21 protein-coding genes are annotated in these 23608 nt (G+C 61.4%); 7 read left to right on the top strand and 14 right to left on the bottom strand.

Translation table 11 applies throughout. The features are described from left to right. Positions 1–8: 8 nt before the first annotated feature. The 3 genes from CYD26_RS15570 to CYD26_RS15580 all read left to right on the top strand — a co-directional run bounded on the left by CYD26_RS15570 (position 9) and on the right by CYD26_RS15580 (position 3392). Positions 9–1133, top strand: a complete 1125-nt coding sequence (locus CYD26_RS15570; protein WP_102053031.1) for a glutaredoxin family protein — start codon at positions 9–11, stop codon at positions 1131–1133. 65 nt (positions 1134–1198) lie between these two features. Beyond that, positions 1199–2782, top strand: coding sequence for a tetrathionate reductase family octaheme c-type cytochrome (locus CYD26_RS15575; RefSeq protein ID WP_041110468.1), 1584 nt, complete (start codon positions 1199–1201; stop codon positions 2780–2782). Between the two features lies 1 nt (position 2783). After that, entirely contained in the window at positions 2784–3392 is a 609-nt protein-coding gene (locus CYD26_RS15580) for a cytochrome b/b6 domain-containing protein (RefSeq protein WP_041110325.1), read from the top strand. Here the strand turns inward: CYD26_RS15580 and CYD26_RS15585 are convergent. The 6 genes from CYD26_RS15585 to CYD26_RS15610 form a co-directional block, all read right to left on the bottom strand. After that, positions 3389–4030 (bottom strand): class I SAM-dependent methyltransferase, encoded by a 642-nt coding sequence (locus CYD26_RS15585; RefSeq protein ID WP_041110326.1) that lies wholly within the window; start codon positions 4028–4030, stop codon positions 3389–3391. The two genes, CYD26_RS15580 and CYD26_RS15585, sit on opposite strands and share 4 nt — an antisense overlap. Before the next feature lie 24 nt (positions 4031–4054). Next, the gene (locus CYD26_RS15590; protein ID WP_102053032.1) at positions 4055–4513 is read right to left on the bottom strand and encodes a DUF2202 domain-containing protein; all 459 of its coding nucleotides are present in this window, start codon (positions 4511–4513) and stop codon (positions 4055–4057) included. A gap of 40 nt (positions 4514–4553) precedes the next feature. Further along, positions 4554–5288 (bottom strand): ZIP family metal transporter, encoded by a 735-nt coding sequence (locus tag CYD26_RS15595; RefSeq protein ID WP_102053033.1) that lies wholly within the window; start codon positions 5286–5288, stop codon positions 4554–4556. Further along, the gene (locus CYD26_RS15600; protein WP_102053034.1) at positions 5288–6322 is read right to left on the bottom strand and encodes a histidinol-phosphate transaminase; all 1035 of its coding nucleotides are present in this window, start codon (positions 6320–6322) and stop codon (positions 5288–5290) included. The genes CYD26_RS15595 and CYD26_RS15600 overlap by 1 nt, the downstream gene beginning before the upstream one ends. 125 nt (positions 6323–6447) lie before the next feature. After that, positions 6448–6858: a hypothetical protein gene (locus CYD26_RS15605; RefSeq protein WP_102053035.1), complete on the bottom strand. Its 411-nt coding sequence runs from the start codon at positions 6856–6858 to the stop codon at positions 6448–6450. Positions 6859–6974: 116 nt separating this feature from the next. Further along, positions 6975–7595 (bottom strand): cyclopropane-fatty-acyl-phospholipid synthase family protein, encoded by a 621-nt coding sequence (locus CYD26_RS15610; RefSeq protein WP_102053036.1) that lies wholly within the window; start codon positions 7593–7595, stop codon positions 6975–6977. 77 nt (positions 7596–7672) lie between these two features. Here CYD26_RS15610 and CYD26_RS15615 point away from each other — a divergent pair. The 4 genes from CYD26_RS15615 (at position 7673) to CYD26_RS15630 (ending at position 11416) form a co-directional block, all read left to right on the top strand. Continuing rightward, positions 7673–8526 (top strand): IS5 family transposase gene (locus CYD26_RS15615; RefSeq protein ID WP_102053037.1). Its coding sequence is split into 2 segments (ribosomal slippage): positions 7673–8026 and positions 8029–8526, totalling 852 coding nucleotides; the frame shifts between segments, so codons are not numbered across the junction. Between the two features lie 268 nt (positions 8527–8794). Then, positions 8795–9730, top strand: a complete 936-nt coding sequence (locus tag CYD26_RS15620; RefSeq protein ID WP_371917233.1) for a cytochrome-c peroxidase — start codon at positions 8795–8797, stop codon at positions 9728–9730. A gap of 202 nt (positions 9731–9932) precedes the next feature. Next, a complete protein-coding gene (locus CYD26_RS15625) occupies positions 9933–10892 on the top strand; it encodes a ZIP family metal transporter (RefSeq protein WP_178081715.1) in 960 nt (319 codons plus the stop codon). A 29-nt stretch (positions 10893–10921) separates the two neighbouring features. Further along, the gene (locus CYD26_RS15630; RefSeq protein WP_041110333.1) at positions 10922–11416 is read left to right on the top strand and encodes a Dps family protein; all 495 of its coding nucleotides are present in this window, start codon (positions 10922–10924) and stop codon (positions 11414–11416) included. Between the two features lie 137 nt (positions 11417–11553). Here CYD26_RS15630 and CYD26_RS15635 read toward each other — a convergent pair whose 3' ends face one another. The 8 genes from CYD26_RS15635 to glmU all read right to left on the bottom strand — a co-directional run bounded on the left by CYD26_RS15635 (position 11554) and on the right by glmU (position 23513). Further along, on the bottom strand, positions 11554–13176 hold the full coding sequence (locus tag CYD26_RS15635) for a Tn7-like element transposition protein TnsE (RefSeq protein WP_102053039.1): 1623 nt from the start codon (positions 13174–13176) through the stop codon (positions 11554–11556). After that, complete coding sequence (locus CYD26_RS15640; protein ID WP_102053040.1) at positions 13169–14671, bottom strand: TnsD family Tn7-like transposition protein; 1503 nt, start codon at positions 14669–14671, stop codon at positions 13169–13171. Before CYD26_RS15640 ends, CYD26_RS15635 begins: the two co-directional genes overlap by 8 nt. A gap of 1 nt (position 14672) precedes the next feature. Then, on the bottom strand, positions 14673–16283 hold the full coding sequence (locus tag CYD26_RS15645; protein WP_102053041.1) for an ATP-binding protein: 1611 nt from the start codon (positions 16281–16283) through the stop codon (positions 14673–14675). Then, positions 16276–18336, bottom strand: a complete 2061-nt coding sequence (locus CYD26_RS15650) for a Mu transposase C-terminal domain-containing protein (RefSeq protein WP_041110472.1) — start codon at positions 18334–18336, stop codon at positions 16276–16278. Before CYD26_RS15650 ends, CYD26_RS15645 begins: the two co-directional genes overlap by 8 nt. 13 nt (positions 18337–18349) lie before the next feature. Then, positions 18350–19177: a TnsA endonuclease N-terminal domain-containing protein gene (locus tag CYD26_RS15655; protein ID WP_102053042.1), complete on the bottom strand. Its 828-nt coding sequence runs from the start codon at positions 19175–19177 to the stop codon at positions 18350–18352. Positions 19178–19322: 145 nt separating this feature from the next. After that, the gene (glmS, locus tag CYD26_RS15660) at positions 19323–21158 is read right to left on the bottom strand and encodes a glutamine--fructose-6-phosphate transaminase (isomerizing) (RefSeq protein WP_065759580.1); all 1836 of its coding nucleotides are present in this window, start codon (positions 21156–21158) and stop codon (positions 19323–19325) included. A gap of 11 nt (positions 21159–21169) precedes the next feature. Continuing rightward, entirely contained in the window at positions 21170–21937 is a 768-nt protein-coding gene (locus CYD26_RS15665; RefSeq protein WP_065759579.1) for a DeoR/GlpR family DNA-binding transcription regulator, read from the bottom strand. A gap of 208 nt (positions 21938–22145) precedes the next feature. After that, positions 22146–23513, bottom strand: a complete 1368-nt coding sequence (glmU, locus tag CYD26_RS15670) for a bifunctional UDP-N-acetylglucosamine diphosphorylase/glucosamine-1-phosphate N-acetyltransferase GlmU (protein ID WP_102053043.1) — start codon at positions 23511–23513, stop codon at positions 22146–22148. Between the last annotated feature and the right edge of the window lie 95 nt (positions 23514–23608).

Consider the following 23608-nt stretch of genomic DNA (forward strand, 5'->3'; position numbering starts at 1 on the left):
GAAAGTGCATGAAGGATGTGAGTGCAGTACTGCGCTGGCTGCTGGCGCTGCTGGTCCTGTTGCCGGCCCTGGCCTGTGCCCAGGCACGCGCGGAAACGCCGGTGCTGGAAGTGTACGTGCGCGACGGTTGCCCGCACTGCGCCGCCGCCAAGACCTGGCTCGCAGGACTGGCCAGTGAGCGCCCCGGGCTGCGCATCGTACTGCGACAGGTCGACCGCGACGCCGGGGCCCGCGACGACCTGCTGCGCATCTCCCGCCAGGCCGGATACTGGCCGCCCGGCGTGCCGACCTTCGTGGTCGGCGACCGCGTGCTGGTGGGCTTCGACGACGCCGTACACAGCGGCGCACAACTGCTCGCCTTGCTCGCTGACGGTCAGCCTGCACTCACCAGTGTCCAAAGCGGGCTGTTCGGCACCCTCAGCGTCGAGCGTCTCGGTCTGCCGACGTTCACCCACGCCCTCGGCCTGCTCGACGGCTTCAACCCCTGCGCCATGTGGGTGCTGCTGTTCCTGCTCTCGCTGCTGGTGCATCTGCACGACCGCGCGCGCATGGCGCTGGTCGCCGGCACCTTCGTGCTGGTCAGCGGCGCGGTCTACTACGCCTTCATGGCCGCCTGGCTCAACCTGTTCCTGCTGGTCGGCCTGTCGACGCTGCTGGTCTGGGCGCTGAGCGCCGTGGCCATCGCCATCGGCCTGGTCAACCTGCGCGACGGCCTGCGTCCAGGCAACGACTTCACTCTGTCGATTCCTACCAGCGCCAAGCCCGGTCTGTACGCGCGCATGCGCGCCATCCTGCAGGCCGACAGCCTGCTGCCCGCACTCGCCGGCGTGGCGACCCTGGCCGTGGTAGTCAACTTCATCGAGTTGCTGTGCACCGCCGGCCTGCCGGCGATCTACACCGCAGTGCTGACCCAGCAGGGACTGACGCCGCTGGCCCACTATGCCTACCTCGGCCTGTACATCCTCAGCTACATCGCCGACGACGCGCTGATGGTCACCACGGCAGTGGCCGCCCTGAGCAGCCGCAAGCTGTCGGAGTCGGCCGGACGTGGCCTGAAGACGCTGAGCGGCGCGGTCATGCTGGCGCTCGGCGCCGTCATGCTGCTGCGCCCGCAGTGGCTGCTGCAGGGATGAGGCCGGCACCGATGAACTATGGTTGCAGTGGCAGCCCGCACGCGGCCCAATGGCGAGAGGTGCTCATGACAGATTTACGGCAGGCAACCGCCAGGCTCCTCTGGCTGATCCTGCTGGTGCCTGCCCTGGCGCTGGCTGCCACCGCCGACCACAGCCGCTTCAAGGAGCTGCAGGGCCCCTTCGCCAGCGGCGAGGAGGTCACCCGTGCCTGCCTCGGCTGCCACACCGAAGCGGCCAAGCAGGTGATGGATACCCGCCACTGGACCTGGGACTACACCAACCCGGACACCGGCCAGCGCCTGGGCAAGAAGACCATGCTCAACGGCTTCTGCATCGGCGACCGCTCCAACGAGGCGTTCTGCCAGTCCTGCCACGTCGGCTACGGCTGGAAGGACGCCAGCTTCGACTTCAGCGACGAGAGCAAGGTCGACTGCCTGGCCTGCCACAACACCGGCAACTACCTGAAGCTTGCCGGCCTGGCCGGCCACCCGCCGCTGGTGCGTACCGAGACCGCGCCCGGCTCCGGCCAGTTCGTCGACCCGGTGGACCTGGCCGAGGTGGCGCGCAGCGTCGGCGCCACCTCGCGGCGCACCTGCGGCGCCTGCCACTACTACGGCGGCGGTGGCGACGGCGTGAAGCACGGCGACCTCGACTCGTCGCTGAACGCACCTAGCCGCGAACTGGACGTGCACATGGCCAGCGACGGCCTCGACTTCAGCTGCTCCACCTGCCACGTCGCCGACCGGCACAAGATCGCTGGCAGCCGCATCAGCGTCACCGCCGCCGATCCGCACGCACCGATCATTCGCGGCGAGCGCCGCGCGCGTAATCCGTCCACCTGCCAGTCCTGCCATGGCGAGCGCCCGCACCAGGGCGACCTGCTGCACGCCGGCCGGCTCAACGATCACACGCGCACCCTGGCCTGCCAGAGCTGCCACATCCCGACCTTCGCCCGCGGCGGCGTGCCGACCAAGATGGCCTGGGACTGGTCCGCCGCCGGAAAGATGGACGCCGAGGGCAAGCCGTTCCTGACCAAGGACGCCAAGGGCCACGTGGTCTACGACAGCCGCAAGGGCGATTTCGTGCTCGGCGAGGACGTGGTGCCCGACTATGTGTGGTTCGACGGCACTGTCACCTACGTGCAGCCGGACACCCGCATCGACCCGAGCAAGCGCGTGCCGATCAACACCTTCCACGGCACGCCGGGCGCCGCGGATGCGCGCATCTGGCCGGTGAAGACCTTCCACAGCCGCCAGCCCTACGACACCCAGCACATGACCCTGCTGGTCCCGCACACGGCCACCCCCGATGACACTGCCCTCTGGTACAACTTCGACTGGGGCAAGGCGCTGAAGGCCGGCGCCGAGGCCAGCGGCACGCCCTACAGCGGCCAGTTCGGCTTCGTCGACACCTCGATGCTCTGGCCGATCACCCACATGGTCGCCCCCAAGGAGCAGGCGCTGGACTGCGCGCAGTGTCACTCCAGCCAGAGCCGCCTGGCCGCCGTACCCGGCATATGGCTGCCGGGCAAAGACCGCTATCCGCTGCTCGACACCCTCGGCTTCAGCCTGGCCGGGCTCGCCCTGCTTGGCGTGCTGATCCACGGCCTGCTGCGCATCGTCGCGCACCAACGCAGAAGGAGGTACTGAGATGAGCGAGCGTCTCTACGAACGTCTCTACCTGTTCACCCGCTTCGAGCGCTTCTGGCACTGGTCGCAGGCGGCGCTGATCATCACCCTGCTATTCAGCGGCTTCGCCATCCACGGCAGTCATGCCCTGCTCGACTTCCGTAGCGCGGTGGAGGTCCACGAAACGGTGGCCTGGCTGCTGATCGCGCTGTGGGTGTTCGCCATCTTCTGGCACTTCACCACCGGCCAGTGGAAGCAGTACATCCCGACCCTGGTCAACATCCAGCGGGTGGCACTGTACTACGCACACGGCATCTTCACCGGCGCCCCGCACCCCTACAAGGTCACCCGTGAGCGCAAGCACAACCCGCTGCAGCGCATCGCCTATCTGGGTGTGCTGGTGCTGATCAACCCGCTGATCTGGGTGAGCGGCCTGCTCTACCTGTTCTGGGGCCGCGTGGAGAGCCATGTTCCGGCCTGGCTGGGCCTCGAGCAGGTGGCCCTGGTGCACACCTTCGCGGCCTTCCTGATGCTGCTGTTTCTGATCGTGCACGTGTACCTGACCACCACCGGGCACACGCCGCTGGCGCACATCCGGGCGATGATCAGCGGCTGGGAGGAGCGCCACTAGCTACTGCGCTGGCTGCTGGCCGCCACCACCACGAAGGGACATTGGCCGCGCCCTGGGCGCAGTGGATCAATCTCGCGGATTACCTCCAGCGGCGGCGCCAGGGTCTGCGCCCAGGCATCGATGCTGAAGCCGTTGTCCAGCAACAGCCGCTCCACCTCATCGGCAGAGTAGAAGGTGGCTTCGCGATAGAACACGCTCTGAGCCTGGCGCTGCACGTAGGCCTGCCCCAGTGTGCTGTCGCGATCGATGAAGCCGATCACCAGGCGTCCGCCGGGCCTGAGCACCCTCCTGGTTTCAAGCAGCATGGCCGTGGGCGAGTCGACAAAGCAGATCGTGGTGACCACCAAGGCGTGATCGAAGCTGTCATCTGGAAATGGCAGGTGCTCGGCAACGCCTTCCACCGTTTCTATGCCACGCGCCGCTGCATAGGCCAGCATGGCGGGTGAAGGGTCCAGGCCAACCTGCACACCTAGCGGCGCCGCGAAGCGGCCGCTGCCCACACCGATCTCGATGCCGCGCCCCTCCCAGGGTACGAAAGGCCGCAAGGCCAGCAGTTCAGACAGATAGGCAGGCTCATGCTTGCCGAACCAGGCCTCATAACGCTCATGGTGCTCTTCGAAGGGTGCTGCCCTGGCCATGAAAAGTTACCTCTCGGTTAAGGTTCAGGAGTGCTGTCGACCCCTGCCGCGTCCGCCACCCCGACCGCATCCACCCGCACCGCCGTTTGCGCAGCGCTGGAAAGCCGGCAGGTGACGCTGCTGCGAAGCCGCCTGCAGGTTGCGCAGCACCACCAGAATATCCGGGCGGCGGGTCGCTCCCAGTAGTCGGTCGTACAGTTCGGCGTTGGCGACCTCGGCAGCGACCCCGGCTTCGCAAGCCGCTTGCAGGCTCGCATAGCGCTCGACCTTTCCCGGCCAGGGATTGTCTGGCACGGCAAGTCCGTATCGCGCGAACAGACCCAGCAGCGCCTGGATATGCCGTGCCTCGGCCTCGCGGATGTTGCTGAACGGGCGAACCTCGCCGAAGTCGGCAATCACCTGGTCGTAGATAGCCCAGGCCTTGTACTCGTCGTCGAGCGCCTCGTGGAGCACCCGGATTTCCGCTTCGCTCAATCCATCCATGTCGATTGCCTCCAATGTCGGTTGAACGCAGAGCCGTGCCTCAGGCATGCGATGCCACGATGATCACCGCCACCATCACGCCTCCCGCCAGGGCCACCAGGCTGAACCGCTTCTGCTCCTGCTCCGCCCTAGGCAACAGGTGGGTGGCACCGACGTAGACCAGGGCGCCCGCGGAAAGCGCAAGCAAGGCGCCCAGGGTCTCACGGTCTATGGCGCTGATCAGCGGCCAGGAAACCAGCATGCCCAGCGGCGTGGTCGCGGCAGCGGCGACGAAGGCCAGCAGCATGGCCTGGCGCTCGCCAAGTCCGCCGCGGACCAGCAGCAGGTAGGTGATGATGCCTTCGGGAAATTCGTGCAGGACCATACCGACGGTCGCCAGATAGCCGGTGAGCAGGCTGACCGTGAAGGCGATCGAGTAGATGAAGCCGTCGATGAAGGAGTGAAAGCCGATGCCGACCATAGGCACGATACCGATGGCGTACTCCTTCTTGTCTGGATCCCGCTCGCAGACGAACGCCGTGAGAAAGCGGTTGAACAGGTGCAGCCCCATGAAGCCGAGCAGCAGCCAGATCGGCGCCTGCGGGCTCATGGAGAACGCTTTGGGGATGATGTGCAGAAAGGACGCCGAGATCAGCACCCCAGCGGCGAAGCACATGAAATAGGTGCTGTTGCGGTGCCCCCAGTCCGAGAACCTGCGGATCGTGTAGATCCCCAGTGATGTCACCAGCCCCGCCAGGGCACTGGTGGCCAGTGCGGTCCAGAAGGTGTTTTCCATCACTCGACCTGCGCCGTCGCACCGCTACCGTTGAGCAGAACCTCCTCCAGCGCGGCGACGAAGCGCCGGTTGTCCTCGGGCAAGGCGGTGGTGATGCGCATGTAGCCCAGGCCGAGGCGCTCGTCGTTCAGCGGCTTGACCAGAAAACCGCGCGCCTGCAGCCGCTCGGCGATTACCGCCGCATCGTGCGGCGCGAAATCGGCGAGAAAGAAATAGGTCGCGGTCGGATAGGTGCGCACGCCCAGTGCGCGCACCTGCTCGGCGAGCTCCTCCGTCCAGGCGCGCAACTGCTGGGCGCGTTGGCGAATCCGCTCCTCATGGAGCAGGGTCGCCAGCGCCGCGGCCTGGCTGGGCCGGGCAAGCGGGTAGGCATCGTTGTGACTGTTGAGATCGTCGGCGATCGCTTTGGGCAGGATGGCGTAGCCGACCCGGAACCCGGCCAGGCTGTGGGCCTTGGACAGCGTGCGGGTCACCAGAAGATTGCGATGCCCCGGAACCAGATGCGCTACCGACTCTCCGGCCATGCCGATGAAAGCCTCGTCGACCAGAAAGTACGTCTGCGGATGCCGGCGCAGCAGGCCGGGCAATGGCGCCATGTCGAAAACGCCGCCGTTGGGATTGTTGGGGTTGACGATGACCACCAGCGTGGTGCCGTCGGGAATCGCCAGCTGCTGTAGATCGAAGGCGAAGCCATCCAGGGGCGACAGGCAAGTTTCGGTATAGCGCTCGGCGATCTCGGTGAACAGCGTATAGGTCGGGGTCAGCAGGTGCACCTTCTGGCCGAAGCGATCGAACAACTGGCGCAGGATCAGTTCGGAGCCAGCATTGATGTGCACCAGCCGCTCAGGTACGCCGAGGTGTTGGGCGATGAGGGTACGCAGCGGCGCCGAATGGGGCTCGGTGTAGAAGTTGCCGTGCGCCGCCTCGTCCCGGGCCGCAGCAATCGCCTCGTCGATCGGCGGCAGCGGGTTCTCACACAACAGCAGCTTGACGCCCGCGAAGCTGCCTCCACCTTTCTCGGCAATGCCACCCATGGGGAATGTCCTCCGTCAGTGCCGCCAGGAGCGCACGGGGCGCGAGACTGCAGCCGGTGACCACGGATTGACCATAGCCGATCGATACCTAGCTGCAAGGGGCAACGCCCCATCCGGAGCGACGCTCATGCCTCGCCGTCTGGCCGGCCCAGATCGAGCGGATTTTCGGGATCGAACTCCAACGCCCACAGGGTGGCCTTGAGCGCCTCCAGGGCCGTGCAAACCTCGCCCTGCTCCAACCAACCGGCGATGGTGCGCAAGTCTTGTGCGATCGGTTGCAAGTCGTACTCCGGCTTCCCCAGCAGGTGGAGCAGCTCGATCTCGAGCCGACGACACTCGCCTTCCGGCAGAAACTCATGGTCGCCCAGCGCTCCCAGATAGCCGATCAGCCAGATATACGCCTCCCGGCGGATCTGCGGGTGGCGCTGCACATCGGCCCAGATCGGCATTTCGCCGCGCAGCCGGCGCAGGTTGAACTCGAAAGGCGCCGACCGGTCAGCCAGGGCATGCAGGCCGCTTTCCGTCTTGTCGCTCATGCTCTCCTCTCTGACTTTGCCTGTTTGCCACTCCTCCGTACGGAGGCTGGCGAGAACATCAGAACCAGCATGGCACATGGGACACAACGTGAGGCTTTCTCCTCCGTTTTCGGGCCTTACGTCGTCAGCGGCTTGCGCGCCACCAGGTCGATCAGCGCCGACATGCCGCAATGGCCGCTGCCTTCCTCGATGGGCGCGTCGTACTCGGTCAGATGGAGGATTTCCAGCCCGGCAAAGGCCTCGCGCAGCAGCTCGGTCGTGTAGAGATTGGCCGGATCCCTTGGGCCCCCGGTGCCGTACGCCAACTGCTCGACCCGATAGCCCTCGAGCAGCAACAGGCCACCAGGCTTCAATGCCTGCTGCATGCTGGCGAACATCCGCGCACGCTGCTCGGGACCGACGAACTGGATGAAGATCGCCACGACTGCATCGAAACGCTCGACGCCCCACTCCCAGGCCAGCAGATCGGCCTGCTCATGACGCAGGCTCACACCACGCTCGGCTGCCAGACGCCGGGCCTTGTCGATGGCACGCGGCGAACCTTCCACGGCCAGCACATCGACTCCCTGCTGCGCCAGCCAGACACCGTTGCGCCCCTCGCCATCTGCCACCGACAGTACCTGCATGCCCGGCACGAAGCGTTGTTGCTGGCTGACAAGAAAGACATTGGGCTCCGTGCCGAACAGGTAGTCATCGCCTTGGTAGCGCTCGTTCCAGTGCTCGATTGGTACATGCATGAGTCGTCGCTCTCCTTAGGTTTTGTACGAAAAGTCGTTGTGGCTAAAATTGCCGCCATGACCGGTTGGAGGCCCGTATGGCAAGGCGTTACGAACTTTCTGATGCGTCATGGGAGCTGATCAAGGATTTGGTTTCTCCAGAACAGAAAATGGGCCGTCCTCGCAACGATGATCGTCAGGTTCTCCACGGAATTCTGTGGATCCTGTGCTCGGGCGCTCCCTGGCGCGACCTGCCTGAACGCTTTGGGCCTTGGTCAACGGTGTATCAGCGTTTTCGTGACTGGCGCGACGACGGCACATTCGAGCGAGTACTGGAGCGTCTGCATATTCGGCTGAACCGGGAAGGACTGATCGACTTGGACACCTGGATGATCGACTCCACCGCAGTACGAGCAACCCGAGCCTCTTCAGGCGCCGGGAAAAAGGGGGGCCTGAAGAACCGTTAGACCATGCCTTGGGGCGCAGTCGAGGCGGTCTGACCACCAAGATTCACATGGTGTGCGATGCCAATGGCGTGCCATTGCATTTCAGGCTTTCACCAGGACAAGCCAGTGATGTCTCCCACGCTCAGCCGCTGCTGGATGCTGTAAGAATTGCTGGCAAGCCAGGACGACCGCGTAAACGTAGCCGGTGGTTGCTGGCTGACAAGGGATACGATGCCGAGCACCTGCGCCAGTACTGCGACCGTTACCGAATGCAGCCGGTAATCCCATTGCGCGCTATGCCGCGCAAACCTCGACCTGGCTTGCCCCGACTGTTTGACCGGCCCAAATACCGGCAACGGAACATCATTGAGCGGATGTTTGGCTGGCTGAAAGAAAATCGCAGGATCGGCACTCGCTATGACAAGCTGGCCAAGAGCTTTGCAGCCATGGTCACCTTGGCCTGCAGCCTACGTTGCATGCGGCAATACTTTTCGTACAAAGCCTAGTTGGGGGATGCTGATGAATTGGCGCAGTTTAAATAGGAATGATCCGCAATATACCCTCCCCAGTATTTCTGGTTAAATGAAAAAGTGGCTTCTCGAACCGCGAGGTGTGCTCCAGAGCAGGGGCCAGCCCCCCCCTGATCAGGAGCAACGGTTCCGCCCTGGCAGGTATGGATAATCAAAGAACACTCAGGAAGACGATCAAGGAAGCCTCATGAAAAAGCCCCTGACACTGACCGCCAGCCTGCTCTGCGCCATCAACGCCTGGGCCATGCCCCCGAGCAACGAACCGATCCAGCCGATCCTGCCGGCCAAGGTCACCGATCCGGCCAAGGTCGAACTGGGCAAGCAGCTGTTCTTCGATCCGCGCCTGTCGCGCTCGGGATTCATCTCCTGCAACTCCTGCCACAACCTGAGCATGGGCGGCAGCGACAACCTGCAGACCTCCATCGGCCACAACTGGCAGAAGGGCCCGATCAACTCGCCCACCGTGCTCAACTCGAGCATGAACGTCGCCCAGTTCTGGGACGGCCGCGCCGCCGACCTCAAGGAACAGGCCGCCGGCCCGATCGCCAACCCCGGCGAGATGGCCTTCACCCACAGCCTGGCGGTGGACACCCTGCGCTCCATCCCGCAGTACCGCGAATCCTTCAAGCGGGTCTACGAAGTCGACCAGATCACCATCAACGAGGTGACCGACGCCATCGCCGAGTTCGAGAAGACCCTGGTCACCCCGCTGTCGCGCTTCGACCGCTGGCTGCTGGGCGACAAGGAAGCGATGACCCAGACCGAGTTGGAAGGCTACAAGCTGTTCAAGGACACCGGCTGCGTCGCCTGCCACAACGGCCCGGCCGTCGGCGGCAACTCCTTCCAGAAGATGGGCCTGGTCGAACCCTACAAGACCGACAACCCGGCCGAAGGCGTCGCTGCGCTGACCGGCAAGGATGCCGACCGCTTCAAGTTCAAGGTGCCGACCCTGCGCAACGTCGAGCTGACCTACCCCTACTTCCACGACGGTGCCTACTGGAAGTTGGAGGAGGCTGTCGACGTCATGGCGCGCCTGCAACTGGGACGCAAGCTGGGCAACGAGGAGGTTGGCAAGATCACCGCCTTCCTCAAGACCCTGACCGGCGAGCAACCGAGCTTCACCCTGCCGATCCTGCCGCCGTCGACGAACGACACCCCGCAACCCAAGCCGTTCGATTGAGCTTTGCGGTACTACGCTTGCAAGGGTGCCCCCCTTCATGCGAACCAGAAACCATCGCGACACCGGCTACCGGTATCGTCCTCAGATCCACAAGTTGTCGTGAAAGGAAAACCGGCATGAGCGAAAGGAAACTGGCCACGGGTTCTCTGCTCGTCGAATATCAGAACGAAGGTGGCGGTGCCGCCACGCTGCTGGAGCTGTCATGACCGTCAGAGCGACTCCGCGCAACGGGGTAGCTGCGCTCGCCGCCACCCAATCGGGCTGGCTGGATCTGTTGCGCAATCACGTGCGCGAGCACATGTTGATCGCAGTGGGGCTTGGCCTCGCCCTGCTGGTGGTGCTGTTTCTGCTGGCCCAGAGCATCACTCAGATCGTCGCTGGCACGCCGCCGCCCGGCCTGCTGCCGGCCTTGCTCGGTGGGGTGGCAGGCTTCGCTACCACGGCAATGGGAGCGCTGCCGGCACTGATCCTACGCAGCCTACCCCAGCGTATTGAAGACAGCTTGCTGGGCTTAGCCGCCGGCATGATGCTGGCGGCCAGCGCCTTCTCGCTGCTGCTGCCTGGCCTGGAAGCCGGCACGGCCGTTGTCGGCAACGCGGCCCTCGGCGCCGGGATCGTGGTGCTCGGCATGGGGATGGGTGTGCTGCTGATGCTGGGACTGGACGCCTTCATTCCCCACGAACACGACAAGACAGGCCCCTGTGGCCCAGGTCACGAGCGCTGCGGGCGTATCTGGCTATTCGTCTTTGCCATCGCCCTGCACAACCTGCCGGAAGGCATGGCGATAGGGGTCAGCTTCTCGCAGGGTGACATGAGCGTCGGGCTGCCGCTGACCACGGCCATCGCCCTGCAGGATATCCCGGAAGGTCTGGCGGTCGCCCTGGCCCTGAGGAGCGCTGGATTCACCCCGGCACTCGCCGTCCTGGTAGCGGCGTTCAGCGGATTGCTGGAGCCGGTCGGCTCGCTGCTGGGCGTCGGCCTGTCGAGTGGGCTGGCTGCGGCCTACCCGATCGGACTGGGCCTGGCGGCCGGCTCGATGCTGTTCGTCGTCTCCCACGAAGTCATCCCGGAAACCCACCGCAACGGCCATCAAACCTCGGCAACCCTCGGCCTGATGGCCGGCTTTGCCCTGATGATGGTGCTGGACACCACCCTGGGCTAGAACCCACCAATCGATGAGGAAAGACCCCCATGGCCACCAAGAAAGCAAAAACCCAAACCATCGATATCGGCATCAACGCCGATGATCGCGAAAAGATCGTCAAGGGCCTGTCCGGCCTGCTGGCCGACAGCTACACGCTCTATCTGATGACCCACAACTTCCACTGGAACGTGACCGGCCCACAGTTCAATAGCCTGCACTCGATGTTCATGACCCAATACACCGAGCAGTGGAATGCGCTCGACATGATCGCCGAGCGCATTCGTGCCCTTGGCTACCCGGCGCCGGGCACCTACAAGGAGTTCGTCAAGCTGGCCTCGATCAAGGAAGTGGAAGGCGTACCGAAAGCGACCGACATGATCCGCCATCTGGTCGCAGCCCAGGAAGCGACCGCACGCACCGCCCGCAAGCTGTTCCCGCTGGTTAATGCCGCCGATGACCAGCCAACTGCCGACTTGCTCACCCAGCGCCTCGAAGTTCATGAGAAGACTGCTTGGATGCTGCGCAGCCTGCTCGAGGAATAAGCACTCCAGCTGACTCGGGCGGGAGCCAGTGGCCAGCCGTGCCTATATCGCCTTGGCACGGCTCCGGGCAGTTTCGGGGAGGCTACACGCAGTGCGCGACAAGATGTGTCGCAGCCGAACTGCGGTGCATTCTGCAATCAGCCTAGGGCCGCGCGTATCCGCTGCTTCCAGTCGAACACCCTGGCATGGTTGGCCCCAGATGAGCTTTCTTTCGGGTGATGCACAGAGTGCAAAGGCTCACAGTACTTCGCCATGGTGCCTGGCCAGCGCAACGAGCCTTTCACTGTCTCCCTCAAGATCCTGTCTATGCATTTTCCTACCTCAACACCTGCTTTGAAGCCCATGATCCGCGTTGACATGGTCTTCCGGTTGTCTGAGGTATCTATTTCTAGAAGGTAGCGTTGATCGCCGTTTTGCAGCTTGAACCTTGCCAGCAGATAACAGCGTGATTTTTCGTGATCGATCATGTGGTAGCTGCAACGTGGAACGGACGGCAGAGGCCTCACCTCCAGTGCTACCAGCGCAACTCCAGACTCTTGGGTGATTTGTTCAAGAATCTCTCGGAGCAGCGAGAAGCGATCTGCAAGCCGTTCATGCTCGTCCCCATCACCCTCTCCCTCACCCAATTGTTGGAATTCTCCTGACGCTATGCTGCCCTCGCTCACAGGATCAGCCACGCCGAAGAGTTGGCTTTCTCTGCTCGGGCATTGCTCGTCGTCAACCTTCTTGCCATGACCGTTGGCACGCTCCCCGTTGTAGGCGATCTTGGTGCGCAGCTGAGCATCAAACGTGACTCCCTCAACGGGCAGATGAATCAACCTCTGCTCCTTGGCAGCAGTCGGCTCTTCTTCAGCATCCACCTCCAACTCTTTAGCTCCCGATGGCACGGATACACAGCCTGTGTTTTCTCCCCTGACGGGTGACTTGAGAGCAGGGTGGTGGAAAAAAATATCACCGCGATGGCTAAACCGGAGCCCCTGAAGCTTTTCGATCTCCCAGACCAGCAATTCGTTGCGTTCCGGATCAAAGGGGCCTCGCACATCCATGGTGGTACCCGCGAGGGAAGGGGGTGCCTGAAAGTCGAACTGCCACCTGGCATACGCCGACTCTTGCGGTACCCGCTCTTGCCTTTGATTGAGGCTTTGCCAGATTGAATCGAAGGATCGCTTCACATCCTGATTCAGCAGCAGCCAACTGAAATGGTCTCTGTATCCCTTGATTTTGAGAAGCTGACTTGGGGCACCCGTCTTCGGGGGCGTATGGATATGAACAACATCGCCCTCTCTGTAGATCGTGAAGGCCATGTCCAAGCCATTCGGTGCGAAGGCTGCACGAACGATGAAGGCTGCGTGGAAGAACATTTTTCGTGCCAGCTCGAATTTCGGCAGCCAGACGGTCAGACCATCGATCTCGAACACAAAGCATCGCTGTCCAGATATCTCAGGATTTGCAGCAAGCCTTCTGGCCAGTCGTGGGCACTCACCCAACTGCCTTTCCCGCCAGGTATCTATTGCAGGAAGCACCACCGTCTTCTTGAAACCACTGGGACGATAAGGAGCCCCGTCTTCGCCAAGAAACTCGCGACCAACGGCCAAGACACACGACATCTCCTGTGCGAACCGCTGCAGCTGCATCTGACCGTTACGCTCAAAGAGAGCCGCCAACTGCCACTGGGCCGCCGGAGTCTTGGCCCTGAAAAAATTTCCAACGGCCAGCAACCTGGATCCGTTCGGGATCTGACGAAATACTGTCCTATTCAATCCATCCTCCTATCAATCGAATGAACGCAGTGGTCAGTGGTGCCACCCTGCTTTTTTCCAATCCACAACGTTTTTCCAGCTCCCAGCGCCTGGACGTTATGCCTGTCTGTACATCCTCCAGCATCGCTGCAGTCAGGCGACGGATCTGATACTCGCCGACGGACTCGGCATAGCGATCCAGGAAGGTGCGGCACAGAGGCAGTTGATCGAGACGGTGCTCGACTGATGCCCGATGGGGTAGCTGCTGCAGGAACCAGTTGCGACTCCTGCGCGGAAGGCCCAGGTCTTCTTCACTACCTCTGCCAATCCGGATCAGCAGGCGCACCAGCTTTCTGTCACGCGCTCGCCAGTCGATGTGGCTGTTGTTGCCCTGTCGGTGCTGCCTGGCCTGATTCGCAGCCATCAGCCAGTGTCGGTCATGACGATAGAGCCAGGCGTAACATGCCTCCCCTCCGTTTTGCCTGGCTGCCTTGGCGCCACCGTGATTAGCCAGTGCTTGCAGCCAAACGGCTCGGTATTGTTGCTTTTGCTCAAACTCAGCGGGGAGCAGCTGCACTGACCGGTCGGAGGCAAGGTCGAGCTGACGAGTCTTCGCCTCGCCAATCAGCTCGCCAGCATGCTGGCCAGGGCGCAGGCTGGTCCAGACGATCAGATGCTGCAGAGCACCGAATCCCTTGCGATGCTTCCTGAACATCGCCAACAGCCAGGGCGGAGGCTCTCCGGATGTCAGCAGACCGTTCGCAGCAAGCCAATCCCTGCGATGGGATGCCAGGATCTTCTCCCAGATGACTTCAGCCCTGACCTGCCGGCCGCGCCTGGCGCCGCACTCTGTAGCCAGGTACCGGTACAGGTTGGTCCAGCGTCCGTAGCCAGGCGATTGCACCTCTTCGAGCGCCAGCAGCTGCATGGCAGCCTTGGCGAGTCTGATAGACTCTTCGCCCACGGGACTCACGCGAAGATCACGGGGCAGAAACAGTGGAGAGGCTGGATGAAACTCATGCCGCTGCGCTCGACGGAACGGGATGGGTGAGTTCAGGAACTGACAGCCATGCTCGGGACAGGCGTCTATCCCTTGAATCTGCCAGCTACGCCGCCAGTAAGGTTCACCGTAGCGTACAGCCATATCCTCAAAGCAGATCGGGCAGTAACGCAGCCAATCGGGCCACTTGACCAAGGCCGTCGATGCCCCAGAAAGACCAATCGTCGGCCGGTCGGAAGCGAGCATGGCCTGAAAAAGATCGGTACGACGTTCCGGCGGAATGAAAGGGGCATAGAGCGGGAACAGCGTGTGATTCAGGATCATGCCTTCCGCATCCAAGCCCGTGTTGTTCGCCAACGCAGTCAGGTGTGTGGGCAGATCGGTGATCGCGGCAACCTTGCTGTCACCGAACAGCATGTGCAGCAGTGTTTTGTGGTTACCGATCCCCAGATGTACCCGGCACCGGGCAATACCGCTGTAAAGCAGTTCGTCCGGGTAGAGCCTGGGGAAGTACATGTCAGCTCGCTCTTAACAGAGGCCGCAGATCGAGGATCAGGCCAGCCTGCTTGAATCTGTCATAGGCCTCTCTTTCGGGCCCATCGGCATAACGTCGACGCAGATCCTCCTCGGATAGGCATCCCCACTCCGTTCGCTTAACCCTGGAAATTCCGGGCCTCTTAGGAGCGTCCTGAGCAAGGTAGGCCGTGGCCTTGTGAATCAGGGCCGCTAGCGGGATGTCCGGATTCTCCGCCAACAATTCGTCGGCCATGGGAATGGCGATGTCCCTCGGGATTTCCATATCTTCGAGCAGGGTGGCCAGCCGCTTCGCCTTGTCATCCGCCGGAGGGGCCGGCGGTTTCGGTTGGGCGACGTTATCCAGAGCGCGCGTCAGGGTCAGCAACCGTCCCTCGATCTCTGGCATCAGCAGGTCGTCATATTTGGCGATCAGCTCGGGCCTACCGCTCCGCAAGGCCGCCAGCATCGGATGGACCGGTTTGAACTCATCCTCGAAAACCCTGCGCAGCAACAGCGGCTTGATGCACTCGACGCCCGTCACTATCGCCCGGATCTGCGCCAGCGCGAACAGCTTGATGATGATGTCCATGACCCCTTGGGTGAGGTCGTACATCGTCGCCTCCAGTTCGTCATCCAGCGGCGCCGCATTTCGCAGCCACTGGTACTTCCAGAGCCGCTTCAACAGACGCTTCCAATGCTCGTCCCGAGGCAACCTATCCCAGCGGATGCTGCCCAACCCGGAGACCCGCCGAGCAGCCCGGAACGTGCGCTGGAAGAACTTGCTGGCCCGGTGGGTGCCGACCTGAATGATCGGAACACCGATGGTGTTCACCAGCGACACGAAGAAATTGTGCATTTTTTCGGCACCACCGGAGCGTGCCTCGTTGAGGTTCTGAACCTCGTCGATGATCAGCACTCCGAGCGCGTGCAGATTGGCCACCTGGCACATGGATGCCAGCAGACGTTTGGTGCCCAGCTTCTTGCGCCCGTGGCTACGGCTGTAGTGCGTGCCCAGGATCTTGTCTACTTCGGTGAAGAAGCTCAGGCACAGCTCATCCAGGTCACCGTCAATGGGACAGTCGACCTTCAGGTAGACCAGTTGAGTGATGTTGTAATCAGGGTGATGGAGAGCTTGGGGATACATCCCCAGAATCCGCTCCAGCGTGCGCGTCTTGCCGCAACCGGAGCAGCCGAACAGCGACAGGCTGTTGGCCGTAGAGGAGACACTCTGGTACACCGCCGCATCCAGATCCTCCTCCTCGACACGGCGATAGCCATTCTGCAGGTGCGCATACCAGGCACCGCTGGCCGGATTCCGACCGATGTACCCTTGACGGATCATCAGGCTGATTTTGCTCTCCAGCTCCAAGTGATGGCTCAACGGCTGGAAGAAGCCGTGCAACAGGCGGGCAATCGCATGCGCCCTGAGCCGACCATCCAGAAGCGCCTCCTGCGGCTCGAAACCGGGAAGCTGCTGCAATAGACCGACCACCTCCTGCAGATCAGGAATCGGAGGTAATGCGCTGATGAGCGGATTGTCCTGATACTCGGGAAGCTGCTGCTCCTGGTAACGCGCCAAGGGAATGACTCCGCGCTGGAATTCTTCAGTCATCCTCTTCCTCCTTGAATATCAGGTCACTGAGATCTGGGAAGGCATAATCTTCCTGCTTCTCGCCCCGCAGTGGGATCACCTCGGCTGGCTTTTCCTGCTGTGCTTTCTCCGGTTTGAATGCTGTTTTCTGGCGTTCCTGGCGCTTTTCCTGCTGCTTGTTCTCGCGGATCTGGGTTCCCAGATCCTTCGTGGTCATACCCGTTTTGACCGGACTGGCATCCTCTGCCTGGGCAACGATAGACTCGATCTGCTTCAGAAGATTGCCTCTCTCTACCAAAGCTTCCGCCGCCGCGTTGGTATCGCTACGCCGTTCCTCTCTGGACAGCAGCCAGACATCCCAGAAGGTCATCCCCCTGAAGCGTCGACTGCGGTCGGCAAGATCGCAAACCCAGTAGTCCTTGAGACTATTGGACGGCCGCAGGTAGATGTGGTCGGCGCTACGCGGATCGTATGCGACCGTTACCCCTGTCGGCCGGCGCCCCTGGCCTCGGTGAAACCAACCCTCCCTGATTGCTTCCTGGCAGGTGTAGAAGCAGCCGAACAGCCTGATTCCCAGCTCCGAAACCGTGGCCGACTCATGGGGCAAAAGATTGATCCGCACCAGCTCCTCGGGCGCAGTACGTAACCGGCCGGTCAGGTTGGCCAAGCCCCAGTTCCACAGCATGACCGGGATGGCTGGCAGATCGCCCGGCATACCAGAGGTCCTGTCGTATTTGCTCAAGGTGTGAAAGTTGTTGTGGTAGAGGATGCCGGCAATGATGATCTGGGTGAACTCGGGCAAGGTCAGACTGGCATCAAGCCTGTAGTCGTGGCCACCCCGCTTCCGGCTGGTGGTGTGCTCGACCACACCGCTGGCATAGGGCTTGAAACGCTCCTGCACCGTCCGGAAATAACGCTCGACGATCCCCTTGGCATCTCCTCGCCTGGCCGGTGCATTCTCGATGCGAACGCCGAAGGCTTGGGAAAATGCTTCCACCTTGGTGCCATTCAGTTCGCCCTTATCGGCCAGCACCACATCCGGCAAGCCTTTGACCGGCCAGTCGCTGGCATCGATCTCCACTCCATACTGGCGGCAATACTCAACCTTGTCGGCGACCGTGTTGGCCAATGCCACCATGGCACTGACCCAGGAAGGCCCCTCGAATCCGACGTACATACCAACGACCATGCGGCTGAACACGTCGATCACCATGTAAACGACAGGCCTGCCGACGATAAGGCTGCGATCATGTTCTGAAACCAGATAGATATCGGCGATGGTGGCATCTATCTGGTAGCGGTATCCGGGCCCCAGTGCCTCGGTCGTCGATGTACTGCTGAGCGGTCGGAAGTCCTTGGCAAAATCCACTGCGGACACCCTGCGTGGCAAGGTGTCGGTGAAGTGATATTCGCGCCCATAGAAGTAACGGAACTGCCCCAATGTAGGCAGTTCGGAGGTCGGCAGCTCCGGCAGAACAGCACGGAGCAAGTTCAGCCCGGAGGCGTAGGCATCAGGAATGGACGGATGCTTTTCCTTGAGCAAGCGTTCCTCGATGACCCGGCGAAAAATGCGCTCGATGTCCGGCGTGACATTGCTTCCTTTCCCCTCCATCACCACTCTGGGCCTGCCCAGCTTGGCCTGGTTCGGCTTTCTGCGCTTGCCACGGGCGCCCGAGTTGACATAGTCCGGCAAGAGGGCATTCCTACACATGCCCCGCTGCCAGTAGCGCCTCAGTAACCTATACACCGTCTGATTGGTGACACCATGGCGCTCCATGATGCCTCTGACAATGAGCCCTCTGGGGTGCCGCACGAAAAGCTGGGGATCGTGCACAAAATCCGCCAGCATTGCCCAAGCTTCATCACGCTTCTGCTGATCAAGAGAACCTTCCTCCACCTCCCGTAGGACTGTTTCCTCGAAGGGATCGGCAATGCTCTCCAGCTCCCGCTCCATGAGCAGACGCTCCAGCTCTGCAATCGATATCGGTTCGGGCAACGCCGTGTCCGAATCGATATCGATCCAGATTGCCTGCTCGGTACCGGACCAAAGCAGGCGCTTTCGCAGTTCCCCCATCCGGAACACCTGATTAACGGGCAACACTGCTCAGCTCCTGATGCATTTGATGAGGGTTGGCAACCAGGTCTTTCGGCTTCAGCTCCCGGTAAGGAGTGTCAAGATCGAAAAGGAAACAGTGCCGGGCCAGCAACTGGCGTAGCCAATAGAGCGCCTGACCGGCCTCCAGCTGGCCGGAGGTATCCAGTCCTTGGGCAATAGCGGTCAGCTTCCGGTCTGGGTGACGCTGAAACTCGAGCAGAAACAGCTGCTGATAATGGGCGAGATCGTCCTGAGCGATGTCGTCTTCAGCATGGGCAGGATAGAGCCATTGGATATTGGCAAATGCCACCTTGGATACCTCGCGCTCCGTGACGATACCCCAGGGAATACCTTTTTCCTGCCAGTAGCGCCTTTCAAGCTCAAGCCTCTCGATAACTTCAGGCTTCTGCAGGTCGGTACTGTACTTGGCCTGAATCGCGATGCTCGGGCGCTGAGGATCTTCGAAGTCCACCAAGAAGTCGCTGGTCAGTACCTGCGGGGTGCCCTTGTAACGCCCGTGGGGCAGGCCAAGCTCCTCGGCGATGCGCACCGTATCTTCGACTCGCATCGGGAACTGTTCACGAATATCGGTGACATGGGGAGACCGATCCAAGGTCAGGAAGATGGCCAGCTCAAGATCGGATAGAAGATGGTGCAGGCGCCGAGTCTTGCTGCCAGGCAGGCGGTGGGAGCGACCCAGCGAGGACACGTCCCTGGTGTAGATGAACGGCTTGTAGTCTGATCCCTGGCCTTGGCCACGCCCGTCCTTGAGCCTTCTATCGATCTGGGCCTGGGTCAGCCCCTTGAATGTTCCAGACATGAGAAAGCCTGCCCCCGCTGTGTCGATGACATCAACATAGCGGATGCAGGCTCAGGATGAAACTTTATTTATAAGGATGACACTTTATTTGTACGGATGAACCTTTATTTGCATCCCACACAACGCGCTCGCCTCAACAGCAGCCTTACTCCACGGTCACCGACTTGGCGAGGTTGCGTGGCTGGTCAACGTCGGTGCCTTTGAGCACGGCAACGTAGTACGACAGCAACTGCAGCGGAATGGTGTAGAGAATCGGCGCCAGGGCATCTGCGATGTGCGGCATCGCGATCACGTGAGTCCCTTCACCATTGCTCATGCTGGCTTGCTCATCAGCAAAGACGACCAGTTGACCACCACGGGCGCGCACTTCCTGCAGGTTGGACTTGAGCTTTTCCAGCAGCTCGTTGTTCGGCGCCACGGTGACCACCGGCATGTCGTTGTCCACCAGCGCCAGCGGGCCGTGCTTGAGCTCACCAGCCGGGTAAGCTTCGGCGTGGATATAGGAGATCTCCTTGAGCTTGAGCGCCCCCTCCATCGCCACCGGGAACTGCGCACCACGACCAAGGAACAAGGTGTGGTGCTTGTCGGCGAACAGCTCCGAGATTTTCTCGATGGTGGCATCCATCGCCAACGCTTCGCCCAGGCGAACCGGCAGGCGGCGCAATTGCTCGACCAGATCGGCCTCAACGCCCGCTCCCAAGGTGCCACGCACTTGGCCCAGGGCCAGGGTCAGCAGCATCAACGAAACCAGTTGGGTGGTGAACGCCTTGGTCGAGGCCACACCGATTTCCGGGCCGGCCAGGGTCAACAGGGTCAGGTCCGATTCACGTACCAGCGAACTGATCCCGACGTTGCAAATGGCCAGGCTGGCCAGGAAGCCCAGCTCCTTGGCATTGCGCAGCGCTGCCAGGGTGTCTGCTGTTTCACCAGACTGGGAGATCGAAACGAACAGGGTGTCGGGCTGCACAACCACCTTGCGGTAGCGGAACTCGCTGGCCACTTCGACCTGGCACGGAATACCGGCCAGTTCTTCCAACCAGTAGCGCGCAACCATACCCGCATGGTAACTGGTGCCACAGGCAACGATCTGCACATTGCGAACCTTGGCAAACAGCTCGGCGGCTTGCGGGCCAAAGGCCTGTACCAGCACATGATCAGTGCCCAGACGACCCTCCAGCGTGCGCTGAACCACGGTAGGTTGCTCGTGGATTTCCTTGAGCATGAAGTGGCGGTATTCACCCTTGTCAGCCGCTTCTGCACCTTCGTGGTACTGCACCGCTTCACGCTGAACAGCTTGGCCGGCCTGGTTCCAGATACTGACCTTGTCGCGGCGAATCTCGGCGATATCACCCTCTTCCAGGTACATGAAACGGTCGGTGACCTGGCGCAGGGCCAACTGGTCGGACGCCAGGAAGTTCTCCCCATGGCCCAGGCCAATCACCAGCGGGCTGCCGCTACGCGCAGCGACGAGGCGATCCGGTTGTTTGGCACTGATAACGGCCAGGCCATAGGCACCGTGCAGTTGCTTGACCGCCACCTTGAGCGCTTCAGTCAGGTCCGGCTGGGTCTTGAGGGTGTGATGCAGCAGGTGAACGATCACCTCGGTATCGGTTTCCGAGCTGAACACATAACCCAGGCTCTTGAGCTGCTCGCGCAGCTCCTCATGGTTCTCAATGATGCCGTTATGCACCACCGCCAGGTCGTGGCCAGAGAAATGAGGGTGTGCATTGCGCTCGCTGGGCGCACCGTGGGTTGCCCAACGGGTATGGGCGATACCCAGCAGGCCCGACAGCGGTTCGGCGGCAACGGCAGCTTCCAGCTCACTGACCTTGCCAATACGACGACGGCGCTCCAGGACGCCTTGCGCGCTGTAGACGGCCAGGCCGGCGCTGTCATAGCCCCGGTACTCCAGGCGCTTGAGGCCTTCGATGAGGATAGTGGTGATGTTACGTTCAGCGACGGCGCCAACGATTCCACACATAGAAACTACTCCTAGCTGATTGCGGCGCAGATAACGTTTACGCCGCGGGCTTCAATCTGTTCACGTGCCGCTTGGGGCAGGCGCTCATCAGTAATCAGGGTATTGACGCTGCTCCAGGGCAGCTCGAGATTGGGGATCTTGCGACCGACCTTGTCCGACTCGACCATGACAATCACTTCCCGCGCGACCTCGGCCATGACCCGGCTCAACCCCAGCAACTCATTGAATGTGGTGGTGCCACGCACCAGGTCGATGCCATCGGCGCCAATGAACAACTGGTCGAAATCGTAAGAGCGTAGTACCTGCTCGGCGACCTGGCCCTGGAAGGATTCGGAATGCGGATCCCAGGTACCGCCGGTCATCAACAGCACCGGTTCATGCTCAAGCTCGCTAAGGGCGCGGGCGACATTCAACGAATTGGTCATCACCACCAGGCCCGGCTGCTGGCCAAGCTCAGGGATCATGGCGGCGGTCGTACTGCCACTGTCGATGATGATTCGCGCATGCTCACGAATCCTGCCCACTGCAGCGCGGGCAATGGCCTGTTTATAGGCAGACACCGGCTGTGCCTGATCGGCAATCAGTTCCTGAGGCAGCGTGACCGCGCCGCCGTAACGACGCAGCAACAGACCATTGGCCTCAAGAGCCGCCAGGTCTTTGCGGATAGTGACTTCCGAGGTCTCGAAACGTTTGGCCAACGCATCGACACTGACCTCGCCCAGCTCATTCAGCAGCGCGAGGATGTTGTGCCGTCGTTGTGGAGTGTTTCGTTTCGACATTTTGGCTTTAAGTTTCGTTTCGTAAGTTAATGAAGCCAATCAAAACCTAAAGCTTTCACTTCGTCAAGGACGATGCGCATGTTTTTGCCTGTGCATAACTAGACATGACTGACGCTTTTGTCCACAAATCCCGGCTTAGAGCGTCTGGCATAAAAAAAGCCGACTTATACACAATCCAGTCGGCTCTTTTATTCACATGTGGATAACGTCAGTTCTTCTTGATCTTCTCTGGCCGCTTCCAGCCATCGATGTTGCGCTGACGTGCCCGACCAACGGCTAACTGAGCCGTATCAACATTCTGCGTAATGGTCGAACCGGCTGCCGTTGTAGCGCCAGAAAGGATATCCACAGGCGCAACCAGGGAGTTGTTGGAACCGATGAAGACATCCTCACCCAACACCGTCTTGAACTTGTTCGCACCGTCATAGTTGCAGGTGATGGTGCCTGCGCCAATGTTGGTCCGTGCGCCGACTTCCGCGTCGCCCAAGTAGGTCAGGTGACCGGCTTTGGCACCCTCGCCCAGGTGAGCATTCTTCAACTCGACAAAGTTACCCACATGGGCTCGTGCTTCCAGCACGCTGCCAGGGCGCAGACGCGCGAATGGGCCGGCGTCGCTGCCCTCGCCCATGATGGCACCTTCGATATGGCTGTTGGCCTTGACCACCACGCCTTTGCGCAGGGTGCTGTCCTTGATCACACAATTAGGACCGATCACCACGTCGTCTTCGATCTCGACACGACCTTCCAGGACCACGTTGATGTCGATCAGCACATCACGACCAACGGTAACCTCGCCACGTACATCGAAACGCGCCGGATCACGCAGGGTGACGCCCAGCGCCATGAGCCGACGTGCCTCACGCAACTGATAATGACGCTCCAGCTCAGCCAGTTGGCGACGGTCGTTGGCGCCTTGCACTTCCATCGGGTCGTGCGGTTGCTCGGTGGCAACCACCAGGCCATCCGCAACGGCCATGGCGATCACGTCGGTGAGGTAGTACTCACCCTGCACATTGTTGTTAGACAGCCGGCCAAGCCACTCAGCCAAACGCGCCCCCGGGACAGCGAGGATACCGGTGTTGCCTTCCTTGATCGCCCGCTGTGCTTCGCTGGCATCCTTGTGCTCGACGATTGCCGCCACCTGGCCCTGTGCATCACGCACGATACGGCCATAGCCTGTCGGGTCGTTCAGCGTAACGGTCAGCAAGCCCAGTTGCTGCGCAGTAACCTTGGCCAGCAACCGCTTGAGGGTGTCGACTTCGATCAGCGGCACATCACCGTAAAGGATCAGCACGGTATCGGCCGTCAGGTGTGGCAGCGCCTGTGCGACAGCATGGCCTGTGCCCAGTTGTTTGTCCTGCAGTACAAAATTCAGATCGTCGGCAGCCAAACGCTCACGAACCACTTCCGCGCCATGCCCGATTACCACATGCATACCCTGTGGCTGAAGTTGCCGGGCGCTGTGGATAACATGGCCAAGCATGGAGTTGCCCGCAACCGGGTGCAGCACCTTGGGCAAGGCTGAACGCATGCGTGTGCCTTGGCCCGCGGCGAGAATAACGATATCGAGAGACATGACTGGCTACCAATCCTGGGTGGTCAGCGACTGTGACCAAAAAGAAGGAGTTACAGAAAAAGAAAAAGGGTAGCCGAGGCTACCCTTTAACTCAA

The organism is Pseudomonas sp. FFUP_PS_473, assembly GCF_002858665.1.
Taxonomy (GTDB): Bacteria; Pseudomonadota; Gammaproteobacteria; order Pseudomonadales; family Pseudomonadaceae; genus Aquipseudomonas; species Aquipseudomonas defluvii.

Coding starts and splice junctions, on each gene's coding strand:
- CYD26_RS15585 (WP_041110326.1), bottom strand. CDS start 4,030: ATGGCCAGGGCAGCACCCTTCGAAGAGCACCATGAGCGTTATGAGGCC.
- CYD26_RS15595 (WP_102053033.1), bottom strand. CDS start 5,288: ATGGAAAACACCTTCTGGACCGCACTGGCCACCAGTGCCCTGGCGGGG.
- CYD26_RS15620 (WP_371917233.1), top strand. CDS start 8,795: ATGCCCCCGAGCAACGAACCGATCCAGCCGATCCTGCCGGCCAAGGTC.
- CYD26_RS15605 (WP_102053035.1), bottom strand. CDS start 6,858: ATGAGCGACAAGACGGAAAGCGGCCTGCATGCCCTGGCTGACCGGTCG.
- glmS (WP_065759580.1), bottom strand. CDS start 21,158: ATGTGTGGAATCGTTGGCGCCGTCGCTGAACGTAACATCACCACTATC.
- CYD26_RS15640 (WP_102053040.1), bottom strand. CDS start 14,671: ATGTACTTCCCCAGGCTCTACCCGGACGAACTGCTTTACAGCGGTATT.
- CYD26_RS15600 (WP_102053034.1), bottom strand. CDS start 6,322: ATGGGTGGCATTGCCGAGAAAGGTGGAGGCAGCTTCGCGGGCGTCAAG.
- CYD26_RS15645 (WP_102053041.1), bottom strand. CDS start 16,283: ATGACTGAAGAATTCCAGCGCGGAGTCATTCCCTTGGCGCGTTACCAG.
- CYD26_RS15570 (WP_102053031.1), top strand. CDS start 9: ATGAAGGATGTGAGTGCAGTACTGCGCTGGCTGCTGGCGCTGCTGGTC.
- CYD26_RS15655 (WP_102053042.1), bottom strand. CDS start 19,177: ATGTCTGGAACATTCAAGGGGCTGACCCAGGCCCAGATCGATAGAAGG.
- CYD26_RS15625 (WP_178081715.1), top strand. CDS start 9,933: ATGACCGTCAGAGCGACTCCGCGCAACGGGGTAGCTGCGCTCGCCGCC.
- CYD26_RS15575 (WP_041110468.1), top strand. CDS start 1,199: ATGACAGATTTACGGCAGGCAACCGCCAGGCTCCTCTGGCTGATCCTG.
- CYD26_RS15590 (WP_102053032.1), bottom strand. CDS start 4,513: ATGGATGGATTGAGCGAAGCGGAAATCCGGGTGCTCCACGAGGCGCTC.
- CYD26_RS15580 (WP_041110325.1), top strand. CDS start 2,784: ATGAGCGAGCGTCTCTACGAACGTCTCTACCTGTTCACCCGCTTCGAG.
- CYD26_RS15650 (WP_041110472.1), bottom strand. CDS start 18,336: ATGGGGGAACTGCGAAAGCGCCTGCTTTGGTCCGGTACCGAGCAGGCA.
- CYD26_RS15610 (WP_102053036.1), bottom strand. CDS start 7,595: ATGCATGTACCAATCGAGCACTGGAACGAGCGCTACCAAGGCGATGAC.
- glmU (WP_102053043.1), bottom strand. CDS start 23,513: ATGTCTCTCGATATCGTTATTCTCGCCGCGGGCCAAGGCACACGCATG.
- CYD26_RS15630 (WP_041110333.1), top strand. CDS start 10,922: ATGGCCACCAAGAAAGCAAAAACCCAAACCATCGATATCGGCATCAAC.
- CYD26_RS15665 (WP_065759579.1), bottom strand. CDS start 21,937: ATGTCGAAACGAAACACTCCACAACGACGGCACAACATCCTCGCGCTG.